The 19,192-nt window shown below is 62.8% G+C and carries 14 protein-coding genes; 9 read left to right on the forward strand and 5 right to left on the reverse strand.

From position 1 onward, the window contains the following. Positions 1-9: 9 nt before the first annotated feature. Both O4H62_RS07110 and O4H62_RS07115 read left to right on the forward strand, forming a co-directional pair. A complete protein-coding gene (locus tag O4H62_RS07110) occupies positions 10-2,220 on the forward strand; it encodes a PepSY domain-containing protein (RefSeq protein WP_269386600.1) in 2,211 nt (736 codons plus the stop codon). Then, positions 2,201-3,169: an FAD:protein FMN transferase gene (locus tag O4H62_RS07115; protein ID WP_269386601.1), complete on the forward strand. Its 969-nt coding sequence runs from the start codon at positions 2,201-2,203 to the stop codon at positions 3,167-3,169. Before O4H62_RS07110 ends, O4H62_RS07115 begins: the two co-directional genes overlap by 20 nt. 573 nt (positions 3,170-3,742) lie before the next feature. On the opposite strand, the gene O4H62_RS07120 is transcribed toward O4H62_RS07115, so the two are convergent. After that, positions 3,743-5,179 (reverse strand): DUF6880 family protein, encoded by a 1,437-nt coding sequence (locus O4H62_RS07120; protein ID WP_269386604.1) that lies wholly within the window; start codon positions 5,177-5,179, stop codon positions 3,743-3,745. Between the two features lie 99 nt (positions 5,180-5,278). Then, a complete protein-coding gene (locus O4H62_RS07125; RefSeq protein ID WP_269386605.1) occupies positions 5,279-6,034 on the reverse strand; it encodes an NYN domain-containing protein in 756 nt (251 codons plus the stop codon). A gap of 1,222 nt (positions 6,035-7,256) precedes the next feature. Between O4H62_RS07125 and O4H62_RS07130 the strand changes: the two genes are divergently transcribed. From O4H62_RS07130 to O4H62_RS07140, 3 genes are all read left to right on the forward strand, one after another. Then, complete coding sequence (locus O4H62_RS07130; protein WP_269386607.1) at positions 7,257-8,264, forward strand: ABC transporter substrate-binding protein; 1,008 nt, start codon at positions 7,257-7,259, stop codon at positions 8,262-8,264. Between the two features lie 80 nt (positions 8,265-8,344). Next, positions 8,345-9,133 (forward strand): ABC transporter ATP-binding protein, encoded by a 789-nt coding sequence (locus O4H62_RS07135; protein ID WP_269386608.1) that lies wholly within the window; start codon positions 8,345-8,347, stop codon positions 9,131-9,133. After that, positions 9,133-9,897 (forward strand): ABC transporter permease, encoded by a 765-nt coding sequence (locus O4H62_RS07140; RefSeq protein WP_269386610.1) that lies wholly within the window; start codon positions 9,133-9,135, stop codon positions 9,895-9,897. Before O4H62_RS07135 ends, O4H62_RS07140 begins: the two co-directional genes overlap by 1 nt. On the opposite strand, the gene O4H62_RS07145 is transcribed toward O4H62_RS07140, so the two are convergent. Then, on the reverse strand, positions 9,894-11,045 hold the full coding sequence (locus O4H62_RS07145; RefSeq protein ID WP_269386612.1) for an anhydro-N-acetylmuramic acid kinase: 1,152 nt from the start codon (positions 11,043-11,045) through the stop codon (positions 9,894-9,896). The two genes, O4H62_RS07140 and O4H62_RS07145, sit on opposite strands and share 4 nt — an antisense overlap. Positions 11,046-11,262: 217 nt before the next feature. On the opposite strand from O4H62_RS07145, the gene tyrS reads away from it, so the two are divergent. Further along, the gene (tyrS, locus tag O4H62_RS07150; protein WP_269386614.1) at positions 11,263-12,519 is read left to right on the forward strand and encodes a tyrosine--tRNA ligase; all 1,257 of its coding nucleotides are present in this window, start codon (positions 11,263-11,265) and stop codon (positions 12,517-12,519) included. Between the two features lie 61 nt (positions 12,520-12,580). Here tyrS and O4H62_RS07155 read toward each other — a convergent pair whose 3' ends face one another. Next, positions 12,581-15,838 (reverse strand): DUF3971 domain-containing protein, encoded by a 3,258-nt coding sequence (locus O4H62_RS07155; RefSeq protein WP_269386615.1) that lies wholly within the window; start codon positions 15,836-15,838, stop codon positions 12,581-12,583. A gap of 262 nt (positions 15,839-16,100) precedes the next feature. On the opposite strand from O4H62_RS07155, the gene O4H62_RS07160 reads away from it, so the two are divergent. From O4H62_RS07160 to O4H62_RS07170, 3 genes are all read left to right on the forward strand, one after another. Continuing rightward, entirely contained in the window at positions 16,101-16,568 is a 468-nt protein-coding gene (locus tag O4H62_RS07160; protein WP_269386618.1) for a peroxiredoxin, read from the forward strand. A 26-nt stretch (positions 16,569-16,594) separates the two neighbouring features. Then, entirely contained in the window at positions 16,595-17,425 is an 831-nt protein-coding gene (locus O4H62_RS07165) for a ferritin-like domain-containing protein (RefSeq protein ID WP_269386619.1), read from the forward strand. A 109-nt stretch (positions 17,426-17,534) separates the two neighbouring features. After that, positions 17,535-18,836 (forward strand): M23 family metallopeptidase, encoded by a 1,302-nt coding sequence (locus O4H62_RS07170; protein WP_269386620.1) that lies wholly within the window; start codon positions 17,535-17,537, stop codon positions 18,834-18,836. Between the two features lie 89 nt (positions 18,837-18,925). Here the strand turns inward: O4H62_RS07170 and O4H62_RS07175 are convergent, their stop codons facing one another. Next, entirely contained in the window at positions 18,926-19,114 is a 189-nt protein-coding gene (locus O4H62_RS07175; protein ID WP_331284456.1) for a fasciclin domain-containing protein, read from the reverse strand. Positions 19,115-19,192 lie beyond the last annotated feature (78 nt).

Here is a 19,192-nt window from a genome sequence, read left to right on the forward strand (position 1 = left end):
GCAACCACGATGATCCGCTCCCTGCACAGATGGCCAGGCCTCGTCGCCGCCGCGCTTCTTCTTGTTCTCAGCCTGTCGGGCGCCGTCCTGTCGGTCTTTCCGGCACTCGAGACGGTGACGGCGCCTGCGCAGACGGAGGCCGGACTCACCGTCGCTGACCTGACAGCCCGGGTTGTCGCCACCCATCCCGGTGTCGAGCAGATCAAGCGTGCGCCATCGGGGCGGATCACCGCCTACTGGTTTGACAATGGTACGCCGGGAGCTGCCGTTGTCGACCCCACGACCGGCCTCGATGCCGGTTCTGCCGACGCATCGGCCGTCGAACGCTGGATGAAAAACCTGCATCGGTCGCTCTTTCTCGATGACACAGGACGGATTGTTGCGGCCATCGGAGCCGGCGCCATGCTGGTCCTGGCCCTTTCCGGAACGGCACTCGTTGTCCGGCGTACCGGCGGTTGGCGCCGGATATTCGCCCCCCTGAAAGGCCCCCTGTCCGGCCGGTTGCATGTGGAGATCGCCCGGCTCTCCGTCGCAGGGCTGCTGCTGTCTTCGGTGACCGCCCTGTGGATGACGGCATCGACATTCGGGTATCTGCCGGAAGGCAATGTGACCCCGCCGGTTCCCGATACGGTCAGTGGTGTGAGCGGTTTTGCGGTCACGGACATTCAGGCCCTGCGCACCACGCCGCTGTCGGCGCTGCGGGAACTGACTTTCCCCTATCCGGACGATCCGACCGACGTCTATACGCTGAAAACCGATGCGGGACAGGGCTACATCGACCAGGGAACCGGCACTCTGCTTGCCTGGACCGAGCCTGGCCTGTGGGACCAGGTATCGGAAACCATCTACATGCTGCACACCGGCCAGGGTGCCGCGACACTCGGCCTTCTGCTCGGATTGATGGCGCTCGGCGTGCCGTTGATGGCGGTGACAGGCATAATCGTCTGGGTGGCCGGACGCCGCGCCCGGCCAAGGCTGCGCGGAAACGCTACTGCTGGCCAGGCCGATACGGTGCTGCTCGTGGGCAGCGAAGGCGGCAATGTCTGGGGCTTTGCCGCTACACTCCAAGCAGCCCTGACTGCCGCGGGTCAGAAGGTTCATGCGGCCCCCATGTCGGCATTCGCGCCCGATCGCTACACGCAGGTGGCCCGCATCATCGTCCTCGCCTCAACCTACGGCGATGGCGTGGCGCCCGCCTCGGCGAAGGGGTTTCTCGACCGCCTTGCCGCCCTGCCCGCGCCCCCGGCCATGCCGCTGGCGATCCTCGGGTTTGGCGACCGCAGTTTTCCTGATTTCTGCGGTTATGCAAGGCAGGTGGAGCGCGCTGCCGAAGCGAAGGGCTGGACCACGTTTCTGCCAATGGACACGGTCAACCGCCAGTCGCCGCAGGATTTCGCCCGCTGGGGCCGATTGCTCGGTGCGGCCTTGAACATGCCTCTGGAACTCGACCATCAGCCGGTGGCGCCGAAGACCTCCGCACTCACGCTGGTCTCGCGCCGCGACCATGGCGCCGAGGTGCAGGCCCCGACGGCAATCCTGCGCTTCGCCCTGCCGCATGTACCCGTCTGGCGGCGACTGACCGGGCTTGGCGTCTCCCGCTTCATGGCGGGTGACCTGCTCGGGATAGTGCCCGCAGGATCACCCGTGCCGAGGTTCTATTCGCTGGCTTCAGGCGTGAAGGACGGCTTTGTGGAAATCTGTGTCCGCAAGCATCCCGGCGGCCTGTGTTCCGGACAGCTTCTCTCGCTGGAGCCGGGAGAGGTCATCCAGGCCTTCATCCGTCCCAATCCGGGGTTCAGGCCGGTTCGAGGCAAGAAGCCCGTCATCCTGATCGGCGCCGGCACCGGCATCGGTCCGCTGGCCGGCTTCGCGCGGGCGAACACAAGGCACCGGCCGATGCATCTGTGGTTTGGCGCCCGCCACCCCGACAGCGATCTTCTCTATCGCCCCGAGCTCATCGATTGGCACACCGAAGGAAGGCTGACCTCGGTTGCCGCAGCCTTCTCCCGGACGGAAGCGCGCACCTATGTCCAGGACATCCTGCGCCGCGACCGGGCCAGGGTTGCGCGGCTGATCGCCAATGGCGCACAGGTTCTGGTCTGCGGTGGCCGCGACATGGCCGCAGGCGTTGCCGAAGCGATGACCGACATCCTGGCTCCGCAGGGCCTGACCCCTGCCAAGCTGAAATCGGAGGGACGATATGCCGAAGACGTTTACTGATCTCACACGCCACGCGCTCAATGGCGAGACCATGGGTACGCGCTGGTCCGCGCTGTTTCACAAGCCCGCCGATTTCGACGTGGCCCCGGTTGCCGCCGCGATGGCGGCGGCGGTGAACGAGGTCGACCGGCAGATGTCCACCTGGAAGCCCGACAGCGATCTGATGCGCCTGAATGCCGCGCCGCCCGGTGTCTGGGTCGAGTGCCCAGAACATCTGATGATCGTGCTGGAGACCGCTATTTCGATTGGCCGGGCTTCCGGCGGAGCCTTTGACATTGGCGTCGGCGATGCGGTGTCGGCCTGGGGCTTTGGCCCTGCGACTGCGGATCCGGGCCGTATTCAGGCCGCCCTGTCTGAACCCAGACGCCTGGCGCACGATATCCTGGAGCTAGACCTGTCGGGACGCCGCGTGCGCAAGAGCGCTCCGGTCACTTTGGACCTGTCAGGCATTGCCAAGGGGTACGGTGTAGACCGCCTGACCGATGTCGCGAGGCGATTTCAGATCTCCGACGCGCTGCTGTCCATCGATGGAGAATTGCGGGGGATCGGCCTCCAGCCCGATGGCTCGCCCTGGTCGATCGCGATCGAGGACCCTGATTACTCGGCACGCAAGGCAATGGCGATCGTCGCCCTGGAGGATGCCGCTGTCGCCACCTCGGGTGATTACCGGCACTGGATTGACGTCGGCGGCAAGCGGTTGTCCCACACCATGGACCCTTCCCGCGGCGGACCGCTGGCCCGGTCGCCTGCTTCGGTCACCGTATTTGCCGAGACCTGCATGGCGGCCGATGCCTGGGCAACGGTGCTGATGGTCAAAGGCAGCAGCGAAGGCGTCGAGCTGGCACGTCAGATGCGGCTGAGCGCCCTGTTTGTCGAGCGCGACGGCAATGGTCTGCGTCAAACACCGGTCGGGCCACTGTTCGAGCCCGCTGACCGCACCCAGGAGTAGCCCGGATTTGACTTCTGCTTTGGCGTCGCACGGTCTCCGGTTCAAGCCAAGCCCTTGCTTTCGCGACGGCAGCACGCCTCACAGTCGATCAAACCCGCCCGCAGCTTCGCTTGCCACAGCGCACTCGGTCCATCGACGCTCGGTAAGTCGGCCGAGCCTGCCATACCGTTCTTTGTGCATCTCATGATCCGCAACTTGGAACTCCTTGGGAACCTCAAGTTTGGTTTCAGCGCCAGGAAGACAAACAGATGCGCGCCCCCGATCTCACCAAACCGGACGGCGGTTGTTTCCGGGTGACCGATTTAAAATCCGATCTGCCCCACGTGACCGCAAAGATGAAAGCGAAGAAGGGCAGCAACGCCAAAACGGAAACGCATGCCTGGGTCCGGAATGCTGAGCGCCTTCCATCTCCATGCCACCAACTGCAGCCGTGTAGGCGATCAAAATGCAGTATTGCCCGGAGCCTGACCTTGATGTGGAGCAAACGGGTCCGTTCAAACCGGCTTCACCCAAGCGCCTCCCGTCCCGTATGTCAGAGGACACCGACAGAGGCTCATTGCCGGGGTGGACTGTCTAATCCAGGTATTTCCAGAATCCCTGTTTCTTGCCGTGCTGGTATTTGAGCCTTGCCACGTAAGCGTCGTGGGACTCGGCGTTGCCGTGATCATCAACATGGGGAGCAAGAGCTCCACATTCAGCAAGATGCCGCGCCGCGTGCTTGTAGCGGCTGGATCGCGCACTTTCGAGCGTGAAATCGATCATGGAGCGCAACAGGATGATTGCTGTGAGCGGATACTTCTCCTGCAGGGCTTCGGCCGCCGGCGGCATCAGTTCATAGAGGTTGCCATCAAGCTCAGCCTGCCGAGCAGTGACGAGTTTGGCTGCCTCTTCCAGTGACGGCCAGCGCAGGAAAAAAACGAGAGCCTGGTGGACATCCGGGAACGTCTGAGCGTAGCCGTATGCCCTTTCTTCGGCCTCCATGTCATCGAAGTCCGGCAGACGGCGCAGGAAGTCGCGCAAGTGCTGGTCATTCAGCGATTGCTCGAAGCATGTCCATCGATAGGCCTGTGCCTCCTCTCCGCGCTCCAGGGCTTCGAGCACTTTGACGCGGGCCAGTTGCCATTCGATAGGAACGTCGGAACGGTTCCGCGTGTCCACCCTGTCCAGCGCCAGGAGAGCCTCATCAGCTCGTCCGGCCGCAAGCAGGCGGCTGGCAATATCTGCTGCGACCATTGGCGCCTTGCGGGTGTTCTCCGGTTGCTGAGCGATATAGGCGTCAACGTCACCAAGGGCATCGGCGATTTCCTGCAAGGCGATGCGGACGGTCAGTTCCCGATGATTATCGTAGATCTCGTCCTCGTAGACCGGTCCATTGCTGCTCCAGCCGGTGACCTGCCGGTCGTGCTCCGCCAGCTTCTCCGATGGCTCCCTCGCCCATTGCTCGAAGAGGGCCTTTAGCTGTTCCAACCCGTCCCTGCCGAGCGCCGGCACCATCGCCGCGATCAGCCGGTCATATTGCCCGTAACCATTGTCCTGCAACGCGGAGAAAATCTTGGCGGCCAGGACATCGGCATTCATACGGGCCAGCTTGGCAATCACCCCGGCATCCGTGCAGGCCTGATGGAAACTCTCGATCAGAGAGCCGCTGCCGTCATCAGATCGGGCGAAGATCGAATCTCCCAGAGCCAGGAACTGCCAGATAAGTTCGAAGGCTTCCGTCGGATCATCGGCTGCAAGCGTCTCGACGATCGCCTTCCGCTGCGTCTCAAGATCCTTCTTAAGCGCCTTCACCTTGCGCCAATTGATGAAAGTGCGGGCGCGCGAAATGCTCACGAGCCGTTTCCGGACTTCGCGTGCAACCTCGGCGCCACCGTGATTGCCTGCAAGCTCCATTCGCAATCGTCGCTTATGGGCCGCACTGCCAGTGCTGATCTCGATCAACAGCTCGGCAAGTCGTGCGGTGCCGAGCGCTTCCAGGTTCTTGGCGTTGAGTGTCGTTTTCGATGCCATATACAGCCGATACCGATTGCACGAGGACACTACCCTAACGACAGCGCGAGTCCAAGAAGGTCACCGTCCGGCCGTTGCCAGCCACACGTAAGCCATTGGCTAATCAGACGCGGACATTTTTCGGCGAGCCGGCTTCATCCGGACGCGCAAGGTTCTGCCCTCTCCCTGGTCGAGCTCGAAGCCGCCGGACTTTCGGACGAGATCGCTCAGCTTTCGGAAACCATAGGTCCGGGGGTCGAAGTCGGACGAAAGGTTGGCCAACTGCGTTCCCAGGGCGCCGAGGGGAACCCAGCCGTCTTCACTTTCCATCTGCGTGATGACCTTTCTCAACACCGGCGTTGCAGCACTTGGCGGCTGGAGCGATTTCGAAGCGTCCGCTGCCTCGCTGTTGTCGGATACCAGTTCGGGCAACAGGTTCTCGGTGTAGGTGAACCTCCGGCAAGCCTGGCGGAAGCTCTCGGGCGTCTTCTGCTCGCCGAAACCGAAGACATCGACACCCTGCTCCCGGATGCGGGATGCGAGCCGGGTGAAATCGCTGTCGGACGAGACCAGGCAGAAGCCATCGAAGCGGCCGCTGTGCAGGAGGTCCATCGCGTCGATGACCAGGGTGATGTCGGAGGCGTTCTTGCCACTCGTGTAGGCAAACTGCTGTTGCGGGATGATCGCATGCCGGGCGAGAACCTCCGTCCAGCCCCGGGACCGGGGACTGGCGAAATCGCCATAGATCCGGCGCACGCTCGCCTCCCCGATCTTGGCTATCTCCTCAAACAGGCCATCAACGATCTTGGCCGATGTGTTGTCTGCGTCGATCAGCACGGCAAGCCGTGGTGCGCGTGGTTCAGTTTGTGTGGCCATGGGTCACTCCTCATGCGACTGATTGCGAAGGTTTTCCGAGCAGTTGTTCCATGGAGCATACACTATCATTCATCATTTCCGCGGAACGACTTCACGCCGGGTCTTGCTCGAATTTTGTGGGTGCCGGCATGCCTCATCGGGCGAATGAAAGCTTTCGATCGCCCACGTTGACTGCGCGGATGATCGGTCAGCATAGTCCCGATAGGGCTTCTTGGGCTCCCAATGGCCTGCGAAGACTGTGCGCTGACACTACAAATGGGATAAGGAACCCGCAGCGGATAGACCTGCCCAATGCATGCATTTGTCGACCGTGGCGGCGGCAAGGGCGCGGAGGCGCCCCCGGACCCTGATCTGGACCAACCGGGATGATGATGGGCCGACCGGCCACGGCTTATGTCGCACTGCGAGCCTGGCATTCCGCCCATTTTGTTCGGCAACCGATGGGGCGCTACTCTTTAACAAATCAGCCCCAACGCGGATCCGATCCTGTCCCCTCGACCAAACACTGGATATCGTCGCAATTCCGCGGGAAACAACGCTGCGCTCTGCAATGATTGCAGCAACATGTGCGGGCATTGCAGGCGACATCAAAACGCCTGCCCCTGCCGACGCGGCGGCGAGTGACACAAATAGCAATAGGAGAATCATCGTCCTGAAGCACCTCTCATTTGACAGAAGAGATCCAGAAACATCTTCAATCTGCGGCGGGCCAGGAACCATACATTACCATGATCTGATCGATTTACGCGTTTCTGGGCACATTCCGGCACTCCAAGAGGAACCAGGACAGATATCCACGCCTCTGCCAGCGCTGGGACCGCCATGACCCGCTTAAGCTCACGCGTTGTGGGAATGCGAACAGCAGCTTTCATGCTGACCCAGCTCAACTGGAACCTCGAATGGAGAGGCTTCCAGACCGCAGGGGTGACACCGCCGGCACGCGTGACAAACGGTCAGCAAGGATCCCGCATACGCCCAAAATTTAGGCCTTCCGCCGCTTCAACAGGCAACCTCCAAATGGTCCGGATGGTCACTGACTGCGCCTGCAAGTGCCAAAGCTTGCCGCTGGTGCGGCGATCTTGACCCGAAGCTCCAATAGGGCGACTTTGTCTCCCTGTGGCATGAAACTTGCCACATGACAGGAAGGCGTGCCGCGTGCACTCGCCCTGCAGCAACGCCGCGGCAATCGAGAATTGACGCCAATCCGAAACCAGGAGTTCCCATGATCCGTACCACACTCGCTACAGCCGCTGCTGTTCTGACCCTTGTCACCTCGGTGGCCGCCGAGACCGCGATGCCCTTCGCCCTGGACTGGAAGTTCGAAGGGCCGGCAGCACCCTATTTCGTGGCCATCGACAAGGGCCATTTCACCGCCGAGGGCCTTACCGTTGAGGTGTCGGAAGGCGCAGGCTCGCTCGACGCGATCCCCAAGGTGGCCACCGGCGCGTTCCCGGTCGGATTTGCCGATATCAACAGCCTGATGAAATTTCTCGACCAGAACCCCGGCGCGCCGGTGACTGCGGTCATGATGGTCTATGACAAGCCGCCGTTCTCGGTGGTAGGCCGCAAGTCGCTTGGCGTCGAGATCCCCGGCGACCTGGCTGGCAAGGTCCTGGGCGCGCCTCCCCCGGATGGCGCCTGGGCACAGTTCCCGATCTTCGCCGCTGAAAACGGCCTCGACATGGCCTCGATCACAGTGGAGCCTGTCGGCTTTCCGACACGCGAACCGATGCTCGCCGAAGGCAAGGTCGCAGCCGTCACCGGCTTTTCCTTCTCCTCGACGCTGAACCTGATCCGTCTCGGCGTGCCGGAAGATGACCTCAGCGTCATCCTGATGGCCGATCATGGCGTCGCGCTCTACGGCAATGCGGTCATCGTCAACACCGATTTCGCCGCCGCCAACCCGGAAGCCGTGACCGGATTCATCCGCGCGGTCGCCAAGGGCTGGCAGGATTCGATCGCCGATCCCGACATGGCGATCGAAGCCCTGGTCAAGCGCAATCCGGCCGCCGATCCGGCGCTTGAGAAGCGCCGCCTGCAAATGGCGATTGACGCCAACGTGCTCACCGACTGGGTCAAGGCCAACGGGTTCGGCGGCATTGATGCCGACCGCATGGCAAAGGCTATCGAGCAGACCAAGTCCGTCTACGAATTCGTCAATGCCCCGGATGCGGCGTTGTATTTCACATCGAAATACCTGCCGACCGATGGCAGCCTCGCGCTGAAGTGATCGGGTAGACCGATACCGGCGCTCCCGGCGACACCGGGGGCGCCTTTTCCATGACACCGGCTCGAAGGCTGAAATCCCGCATGACCAATCTCATCGAGATCAAGGGCGTCACCCACGCCTACCGCACCAAGGCAGGCCCTCTGCCGGTGCTCGACAATCTCAATGTTTTCGTCCCCGAGGGGGAATTCTGCGCGGTCGTCGGACCGTCCGGATGTGGCAAGTCCACCCTCACCCGCCTGATTGCCGGGCTGATGAAGCCCGACCAGGGTGAAGTCTGGCTGCATGGCGAGCGGGTGACCTCGCCGCGCAAGACCGTCGGCATGGCGTTTCAGAACCCGGTGCTGCTCGAATGGCGCACGATCATCGACAATGTGATCCTGCCGCTCGAGATCGTCGCGCAGCGCATGCCGCAGCGCGATCGCGAGGAGCGCGCCATGCATCTGCTGGAAATGGTCGGCCTCAAGGGCTTTGAGAACAAGCGTCCCTCGGAGTTGTCGGGGGGAATGCGTCAGCGCGCCTCGCTGTGCCGCTCCATCGTCCACAAGCCCGATGTGCTGATCATGGACGAGCCTTTCGGCGCGCTCGATGCCTTCACCCGCGAGGACCTGTGGCAGACCATGCGCGATCTGCGCGCGGCCGAACCCTTTACCTGCGTGCTGATCACCCATGACCTGCGCGAATCGGTCTTTCTTGGCGATCAGGTGATCGTGCTTTCGGGCCGGCCCGCGCGCACCCAGCACGTGCTCGATGTCGACCTGCCCGCAGACCGCACGATCGAAAGCCTCTACACACCCGAGGCGACCGATATGCTGCACCTGCTGCGCGACCAGATTCGCCTGGCCCAGGGCCGCGACGGAGGCGCACACTGATGGAAACGCTCAAGAAAATTGCCGTCCCGGGACTTGCGATCATCGCCTTCCTCGGCCTGTGGGAATTCATTGTCTGGGTCAACGACTGGCCGAATTACAAGATGGCTTCGCCCTCCGACTTGCCGCCGGCGTTTTCGCGCTACAGCGGCTTGTTCATCGAGATGGGCTGGCAGACGTTGTGGCGTACCGTCGCCGGGCTGGGGCTCGCCGTCATCGTCGGCACGCTGATCGGCATGGCGATGGGGTTTTCGAAGATCGCACGCGATGCGCTCTATCCGCTGCTGGTCGGCTTCAACGCCATCCCCAAGGCGACGCTGGTTCCGGTGATCGCGCTGATCTTCATCGGCCAGCATGATTTCAACACCGTGCTGATGGCCTTCCTGATCTCGTTCTTCCCGATTGCCGTGTCAGTCGGCATCGGCCTGTCGACGCTCGAGCCGGAATACCGCGACATCCTGCGCAGCCTCGGCGCCTCGAAGGTCACCATCTTCCGCAAGATCGCCCTGCCCAAGACCCTGCCCGAGTTTTTCGGCGCGCTGAAGGTCTCGGTGACACTCGCCTTCATCGGCACCAACCTGGTCGAGATTGTCTCGCCGCATGGCCGGGGTCTGGGCGCCCTGTTCAAGTCAGGCGAAACCAACGGCGATTATCCGCTGATGTTCGCGGTGCTGATTGCGCTGGCGGCTCTGGGCATCGTGCTCTACTACGCCGTCGTTGCGCTCGAGCGGATCTTCGCTGGCTGGGCCGAGCGCCCGCAGGGCTAGGACCGGTCCGCTGTCTTGCCGCGGGCCAGCACCCCGCCCGTGGCTGCTTCGTTGACACCGGTGGTGCCGGGATAGGTCAGCGGCAGTCCGGCAAGCGACCGCACCGCGAGCCAGGCCCACGCCTCGGCTTCCATCGAATCGCCGTTGAGGCCCGCCTCCTCCGCGACAATGACCTGCCCGGTATGGCGCGTGGCGACCGTCAGGTCCTCGACGATCAGCCGGTTGTGGCGGCCGCCGCCGGTCAGGATCCACAATTTCGGCTTTTGAGGCAGATGCGCCTGCGCTTTGGCAATCGCCGCCGCGGTCACGAAGGCCAGTGTGCGCGCGCCGTCTTCCAGCCCGACCTCGCTGTCATCCGGCAGCTGAAAATCGTTGCGGTCGAGCGAGATACGCTCTTTTGCCGTGAAGAACGGCGACGACAGGTAGCGGTTGGCAAGCCCGGAAAGCACCCGTCCCTCCGAGGCAATGGCGCCGCCCGCATCGTAGGGAATGCCCGCATGCCGCGTCACCCACTGATCGATGAGCGTGTTGCCGGGGCCGCTGTCGAAAGCGCGGAGGTCGCCGTCCGGCCCGACATAGGTGATGTTGGAAATGCCGCCGATATTGACGAACGCGACCGGCGTCTCGCCGGCCCATTCCTCCGGCAGGCCGACGGCCAGCGCCCGGTGATAGGCGGGAACCAGCGGCGCGCCCTGTCCGCCGAGCGTCATGTCGCGGGCGCGAAGATCGTAGACCACGTCGATGCCAAGCCGTTCGGCCAGCCGCGCGCCGTCGCCCAGTTGCACCGTCAGCGCTTTCAACGGGCGATGCAGCACGGTCTGGCCATGGAACCCGACGACATCGATGTCACTTGTCGTAAGCCCCTCGCGCGCCAGGAAGGTCTCGACCGCCGCAGCATGACGGTCCGTCAGCTCCGCCTCGAGTTCGGACAGGTCGCCCGGCCGGTCGGTCCGCACCTCGATCGTTTTCGCCGTCTCCAGCGCCGCCTCAAGCCGCTTGCGGAACCGGGCGTCGTAAGGCGTGAAGGACGAGGCCCCACGGCTGACCAGACTGTCGCCATCGGTCTCGAGCATCGCCAGATCGATGCCGTCCATCGAAGTGCCGCTCATCAGTCCGATTGCCCGTTTCGGAGTACCCTGCATCGCCATGTAACTCATCCTTTATGCCTTCCCCCTCCTCCGCCGGGAGGTTGCGGCGGTGTCGCCGGAGGGGAACTTACAGGCCTGGGCTCTGCCCGTCAGCAGCCACAATTGCAAGCCCTGAGTTGAATGCACCTTCCGCTAGTGCTAAAGGCCCGCCCGGGCCTGCCGCACCCCGTGGCAGGCTCTTGCTTGCGGAATTGCCGACAACCCCAGGGACAGTGTCATGTCAGCCTTCAAATCCGATTTCCTGCGCACGCTCAGTGAGCGAGGCTTCATTCATCAGATGTCCGACGAGACGGGCCTCGATGACCTTCTCGCCAAGGAGAGCGTGACGGCCTATATCGGCTACGACCCGACGGCATCGAGCCTGCATGTCGGTCACCTGATGCAGATCATGATGCTGCAATGGTTCCAGAAGACGGGCCATCAGCCGATATCGCTGATGGGCGGCGGCACCGGCATGGTCGGCGATCCTTCCTTCAAGGAAGAAGCGCGCAAGCTCATGACCGTGGACATGATCGAGGACAACATTGCCTCGATCAAGCGTTGCTTCGCAAACTATCTCGACTACGACGGCGGCCCCAAGGGCGGCGCCCTGATGATCAACAACGCCGAGTGGCTGCGTCCGCTCAACTACCTCGAATTCCTGCGCGATGTGGGTCGCCATTTCTCGGTCAACCGGATGCTGTCCTTCGACAGCGTGAAAACGCGCCTCGACCGCGAACAGTCGCTGTCGTTCCTGGAATTCAACTACATGATTCTCCAGGCCTACGATTTCGTCGAATTGAACCAGCGCTATGGCTGCCGTCTGCAGATGGGCGGGTCCGACCAGTGGGGCAACATCATCAACGGCATTGATCTGGGCCACCGCATGGGCACGCCACAGCTTTATGCGCTGACCGCGCCGCTGCTGACCACCTCGTCAGGCGCGAAAATGGGCAAATCGGCCTCCGGAGCGGTCTGGCTGAATGCCGATCTGCTGCCGGTCTATGACTTCTGGCAGTACTGGCGCAACACTGAGGATGCCGACGTGGAGCGCTTCCTCAAGCTCTTCACCGTCCTGCCGATGGATGAGATTGCGCGTCTGTCGGCCCTCGGCGGTTCGGAGATCAACGAGGCCAAGAAGGTGCTTGCCAACGAGGTGACGGCGCTGCTGCATGGCCGTGCCGCAGCCGATGAGGCCGCCGAAACCGCCCGCAAGACCTTCGAGGAAGGCGCCATCTCGGAAAATCTTCCGACAATAACGGTATCTGCATCCGAACTGGATGCCGGCATCGGTCTTCTGGCCCTCTTCGTCCGCGCCGGTCTCGCCGGTTCGAACGGCGAAGCCCGCCGACATATCCAGGGCGGCGCCATCAGGATCAATGACGTGTCGATCACCGACGACAAAACCATGGTCGATGCCGGCTATCTCAATGATGACAGCGTGATCAAACTGTCGCTCGGCAAGAAAAAGCACGTGCTGGTCCGGCCACAGTAACCTGCGATAGAGACCCTATTGCCAGATAAAGGCCGCCGATCATTGGTTCAGGCGGCCTTTTTTACGGCCTGAACTCGAAGATCGAGCGGAACACGCCGGGCGCGATCACCGAAAGCGGATTGACCTCCAGCAATGGCGAGGAGGTCTTGCCCGTCAGCCGGAAGGTGATGCCTATCAGCCCGCGGTCGCGGCCATTGCCCAAGAGCACTCCGATGATCGGCAATTCGCTGAACAGTCTGTTGACGCCATAGGCCGGCATGAAGGTTCCGGTCAGGTCGACAAGCCCCTTCGCATCGTGGACTTTGCCCTGGAATGAGGCGCCGATCTGCGGGCCTCGCACAACCCCCTCGCTGACAAGCAGTTCGCCGTTGCCTGAGACGAGACGGGCATTGGCAACCTCGAACTGCGCCTCGGACACGTCGATATCGGCGCGCACCGCATCCTTGAGGCTCTTGCCGTCCTGTTTGCTGGGTGTTGAGACCAGCGACCCCAGCCGCGGTTCACCCACCACCACAAAATTCCTGATGTCGAGCGTTCCGCGCCGCAGCGGACCATTCTGACGCTTGAGCCTGACATTGAGCAAGCCGCCCCGGATGCGCGAATAGACACCCGCGAAGCGGGAGAACGCACCGGCATCACCGCTGGTCATCTCTATGGTTTCGCCAGCTTCGCCGCTGGCTATGGAAATAACGACCGCCTGGCCGCTCTTCGTCACCGCCTTGAAGTCGAGCAGGTCGATCCGGCTGCCCTGCCCCTTGTAACTCGCCTTTCCCGAAGACAGCTGCTCGTCGGAATACCCGTGCATCGCATCGATGCTCGCCGACACTTCGACCGGAACGGCGTCACCGCCGGAGCCGGGCGAATCGGATTCGGCGGATTTCGCCAGCGTGATGACCGGACGCATGTCCATAGAGGCACCGCTGACCTCAACTTTGTAGCCCTTTCCCTTGCGCGCAATCACGGCCTGGTAGTTGTCGCGCGGCGAAAGTGCGACGCGGTCGAACCTGGCTGAAACCAATTGCCCTTTCTTCAGCGACACCTCGCCCGACGCCGAAAACCCGTCTCCCGACAGTTTCAGGTCCGAAAGCGTAATCGCGTCGCCGGTACCATCCAACACGAAGTCGAGCTTGGCAGACACGCCCGCGCCCTTGGTCCAGCCGATGCCCGGCACCGTGAGCTTGGCGGGCGTCAGATCGAGACTGACGACCTGTCTGCCTTCGGTTTCCGGATCGACTTCGAGCGAAAATCCGACCGGACCCGAAAATATGGCCCCGCTGCCCGGCGCGATCTTCTCCCGGTCTTCCGGACTCAACGTGCCGGAGAGCCGGCGTTGCGGCGCAATTCTCGAGCTGTCGCCCACCGGCTGCACGATGTCGAGGTTCATCTTCGCCCCGTCCACCAGCGCATCGGCTTTCAGCACCGCTCTTTCGGGTGTCACGGTCAGCTTGCCATCCATCCCGGTCAGCGTCCTGCCTTCCACCAGCTTGGCAATATCGACACCCGTCATGTCCAGATCGACGTTCCAGTCGGGCGGCGGCGGTGACTGGTCCCGGATCAATCCGAACCGGGCGGTCACGGTCGATGAGATATCGCCGCTGAGGTCCGATGGTCGCAACCCGATCCGGTCGAGCGCATCGATCGGGTGGTAGGTGATCAGTTCGGCGACCGCATCGGCGTTGCCGCGGACCGACATCGACAATTCGGCCATCAATGGCTGCTTGTCCGCCTCGGGAATCGAGAACACCGCATCATTGACCTCGACCGTTCGTCCGGTCGGAAAGAATGCGGTGGCCGAATCGATGTTGAAGATGATGTCGGAACCGCGCAGCCGCATGTGCCCGACGGTATCGCGCAGCGGCGGAATGTCGCCGGCGACGTTCATCCGCGCCCGATCGATATCGAAATCGATCTGCAGCTGGTCCTCATCAAACGGCACGTCATCGTAAGGCTTGTAGTGCCCCGCCGGCACGGCGAGTTGGATCCGCGCGTTGCTGACTGTCCCGCCATAGAGATTGGCGAGCACCCACTGCCGCGCCATCTTGCCGACCCAATAGGGCCAAAGCTGCTTCACCGCCGCGGTCGACATCCGCTCGGCCTGCGCCACGAGGTTGATCTCGGGCGAAATGCCTTCGACAAAGCGCCAGGATGCCGAGCCGAACATCGCGCCTTGCTCGGAAGCAACCGTCAGTTCCTCGGCGACCAGCTTGCGGTTTGCGGCATCGAACCAGCCGAATGCCTTGCCGGCGAACGGGATTGGCGCCTCGTCGGAATCGCCGGGCGCGGCAAGTCCCTTGGCGACGACGAAATCAAACGCGATCCCTTCGCCGGTTAGGGTTTCAAGCCGGTCCGCGTCAATCAGGCCGCCCGTAAACGGAATGGTCGTCTCCCCGATCCGGATGATCGATGGCGTGATCTCGATCTTGTGCATCTTCGGCATGTAGACAAGATTGACGCTCGCATCACGCACGTCTGCCTGGACGCCGCCCATCGTCATCGTACCCCGATCCGCCGCCACCTTGATCGAGAGCGAGGCCTTTTTGGCCGGCGTCGCCCGGCCGGCGGTGAAGCTTATTCCGAGCGGCGCCGTCAGCCCGTTTTGCCGGTCGCTTGCGCCTTCCGTCAGGAAATCGATCGCCAGTCCGGTGAACTCGCCGGTCACCTTCGACAGGTCTGTTTCGTTGGCCCGGGCGCTGGCTTCTCCCTTGATGCCGATACTTTGCCCGTTGCGCTCGATTTCGGCTTCGATCTGGTAGTGCCTGGCATCGACCCTGCGCACCAGCGCATTGTCGATCACCACCGGCACGCCGGCGCCGGAAATGCGTATGTCCGAAAAACGGAAGGCCCCCGCATCGACCGCATCAACCTGAATGGCAACCCGGTTCAAGGCGCTGAACAGCTGTTCGAGCATCGCATCCGTGCCATCGACCCGGAACCCGGCCAGATCGGTGAGATTGAAACCGTCGCCTTGCGGCGCGGCCAGCTCCACCCCGCCAATATCAACCGAGAGGATGCTTATCCTGCCCGCAAGCAGCGCCAGCGGATCGAGCGAGATCAGGATTCGGTCCGCCCGGTTGGCCGGCGCCACGCCATCAACCGCCTCTACCCGGACATCCTCGGCCAGCAGCGCAAGATGCCCGCGCCGGGTCAGGCGTATGCCGGCACTGGTGAGTTCGGCGCGCTTGTCCGGGCCGACTGCCTGGGCCAGGGCGGCCTGCGCGCGATCCCGGATAAAGCCGTCGGCAACGCCTGTTTCCAGCGCCGCAACGAACCCTCCGGCAAGCACCGTGAGCAGCAGCAGCAGTCCGCAGACCCAGCGCACGGCTGTACCGCTCCAATGCCTCGGATGGTGCCCGCGGACCAGAATGGAGTCTTCGCCGTTTGCCGACGGGTACTCGTGCAACCCGATAATATCGCGTCTTTTGAACAGAACCTTGTCTATCGGCTGATCCGGCATGGGCGTTGGAATGTTATCTTTCTGTCTTGTCGCTGATTCTTCTGGACTGTCAGTTCCGCGTTTATATATCCCGTGGCGGCAGGGTCACCTGCGAAAAACGCGGCTGAACTGGCGAAAGGGTTGCATAGTGAACGAATTGATCGAGGGCGCTGTCGCGCCGAACCTGGATTTGCCACGTGATGGCGGCGGAAACGTGTCGCTGGCTGAAATGGCTGGCAAGAAAGTGGTACTGTATTTCTATCCGAAAGACGATACCAGCGGCTGCACCACAGAGGCGCTGGACTTCACCGCGCTTGCGGGTGAATTTGCCGGCGCCGGGGCGGTCGTGATCGGCGTGTCGCCCGATCCGGTCAAGGCCCATGACAAGTTCGTCGCCAAGCACGGACTGGCGGTCATCCTTGCCTCGGACGAGGACAAGACGGTTCTCGAGGCCTATGGCGTCTGGAAGGAAAAGAGCATGTACGGACGCCAGTACATGGGCGTCGAGCGCTCCACGTTCCTGATCGACGCCAGCGGCAGGATCGCCAGGATCTGGCGCAAGGTCAAGGTCAAGGGGCATGCCCAGGACGTGCTCGAGGCGGTCCGGTCGCTTTGAGCCGCGTACCGGAATCAGGATCCGAGGTGAGCGTCGAAACCGCCACGTTTCTCTCGCTGCGCGACGGCGCGGCGCGAGCAATCAGGGCAGCGGACCTGACTGAGAAGACTGCTCTCGCCCAGGAGGTCGCCCGACGCTGGCATGCGCGGCGGCTGTCGCTGCGCTCGCCGCTCGACACCCTGCCGCCCGAACGCCCCGGCCGCCCGGAGAAACCGCAGCTGGTGCCGCCCACCCAGGTGGTGCGGCGCTCGCTCCACTCCCGCCGCGGACGCATCGCGCTGCTGCATGCCATCGCCCACATCGAACTCAACGCCATCGATCTGGCGCTCGACATTGTCGCGCGGTTTGCAGCAAGCCCGATGCCGCAGAGCTTTTTCGACGGCTGGATGCAGGTGGCCTTCGAGGAAGCCAAGCATTTCAACCTGGTCCGGCAGCGACTTCAGGCGCTGGATGCGGACTATGGCGACATGCCCGCCCATGACGGCCTGTGGCAGGCGGCGCACGACACCCGCAACGACCTGACCGCCCGCCTCGCCGTTGTGCCGCTGATTCTCGAGGCACGCGGGCTCGACGTCACCCCGTCCCTGCGCGCCAAGATGCGCGAGGTCGGCGACGACGACACCGCCTCGGTCCTCGACGTGATCTACGAGGACGAGAAGAAGCACGTGGCGATCGGCGCCAAGTGGTTCCGCTTCATCTGCGCTCGCGAGGGCAAGGACCCGGCTGACACCTTCAGGCTTCTGGTGCGTGCCAATTTCCGCGGCGGCCTGAAACCGCCCTTCAATGACCTCGCCCGCGCCGCCGCGGGCCTGACGCCGACATTCTATCGCGCCCTCACCAGCCAAAATATGTCGTAAAGCTAATCTATTGCCCATGAAAGGCTCCGGCTCAAACCTTTGTTAACCTTAACAGGTTGTAATCCCTCCAGAACAATCAACGGCAACCCGTTCTGACGAGGATTATCGCGTGTCGCAGAGGCAGGACAGCCGCGTATTTGGCAAACGCCCAAAACATCCGCATACCATCATTTTCGCCAGTGGCGAGACTGTCCGGCACATAACGGTCCGTCCGTGGATCGCCGGATTGCTGATGTCCGTTCTGGGTGTGATGGCGATCGGCTATCTCGGCGCCACCTCCTATCTGGTGCTGCGCGACGACCTGATCGGCGCGTCGATGGCGCGGCAGGCGCGCATGCAGCATGCCTACGAGGACCGCATCGCGGCTTTGAGGTCGCAGGTCGACCGGGTGACCAGCCGGCAATTGCTCGACCAGCAGCTGATGGAAGAGAAAGTCGCCGAGCTGATCGCCCGGCAGAACGCGCTCAGCAATCGCCATGGCAAGCTCGGACCATTGCTCGACCGGGTCGGCGCGTCCCCGGGCCATGTTCCCGTTCCCACCGGCAATCCGAAGAAAGAGGCATCGCTGACGGCGACGACGACAAAGAGAGCCCGGCTTGCCGCTCTCGCTTCGCAATCGGTTGTTGTCGCTGATCCCGCGGCCACCCATCTCAATCCGCTCGCCTTTGCCCCTGTCTCCACCTCTGCGGAACGGGAATCGGTTGGCGAACGGGCCGACCGGATCTTTTCGAGCGTAACCCTTTCGCTGAAATCCATTGAACGCGAACAGATCGAGAAGATGCAGGGCCTGGCAATCAACGCCTTCGAAACCGCGTCAGAAATCGACGAGATCATCAGGTCCACGGGCCTGCCGATCCCTGCCGTCGACGACAGCGCTGTGGGCGGACCATTCGTCCGGCCAAACGATCCAAACGCATTCGAAGCCACGCTCGACGACCTCGACCAGGCGCTCGGACGGCTCGATTCTGTGCGGCGCCATGCCCGCAAGCTGCCGATCGGCATTCCCGCTCCCGGCCGGGAAATCACCTCTCGCTTCGGAAACCGCCGTGATCCGTTCCTTGGCCGGCTTGCCTTTCACGGCGGCATCGATTTCCGCACGCCGACAGGCACCCCCATCGTCTCCACCGGCTCCGGCATTGTCGTCCACGCCGGCCGCAACGGTGGCTACGGCAAGATGGTCGAGATCGACCACGGCAACGGCATCACCACCCGCTATGCCCACCTCTCCGCCGTGGAAGTCCGCGAAGGCGATCACGTGGCAAACGGCGAGCGCATCGGAAAGTCCGGCTCGACCGGCCGTTCCACCGGTCCGCACCTGCATTATGAAGTCCGCCGCAACGGCGATGCGGTCGACCCGATGCGCTTTCTCAAGGCGGCCCAGAAACTCAAGCCGCTGCTGGTATCCAACTGATCAGTGCGGTCCCTTGGCCGAGCCGGACACCATCTCACGAAAAAAAGGGCCGCGAACGCGGCCCTTTCCCATTGGCTCGAAAGGTTTGGTTACAGGACGCCTTCCGGCACCGGCACCTTGTCGATGACGTATATGACGCCATTCGAGGTATCGATGTCGGCGGTCACCACCTTGGCGTCGTTGACCATCGTCCGCCGGGGCGAAAATGAAACGCGGCCTTCACCGCTTGAAACGTCTTGATAATTTGAAGAAGCGCCCAGGCCGGCCGGCGCGGCAATACGGCGGCAATCCGGGGCTTATCCGGGCTTTTCCTTGACTTAATGCACTGCAGCGACTATGCGGAACGCAATGGGATC

The sequence above is a fragment of the Parahoeflea alexandrii genome, assembly GCF_027214025.1.
Classification (GTDB): Bacteria; Pseudomonadota; Alphaproteobacteria; order Rhizobiales; family Rhizobiaceae; genus Hoeflea; species Hoeflea alexandrii_A.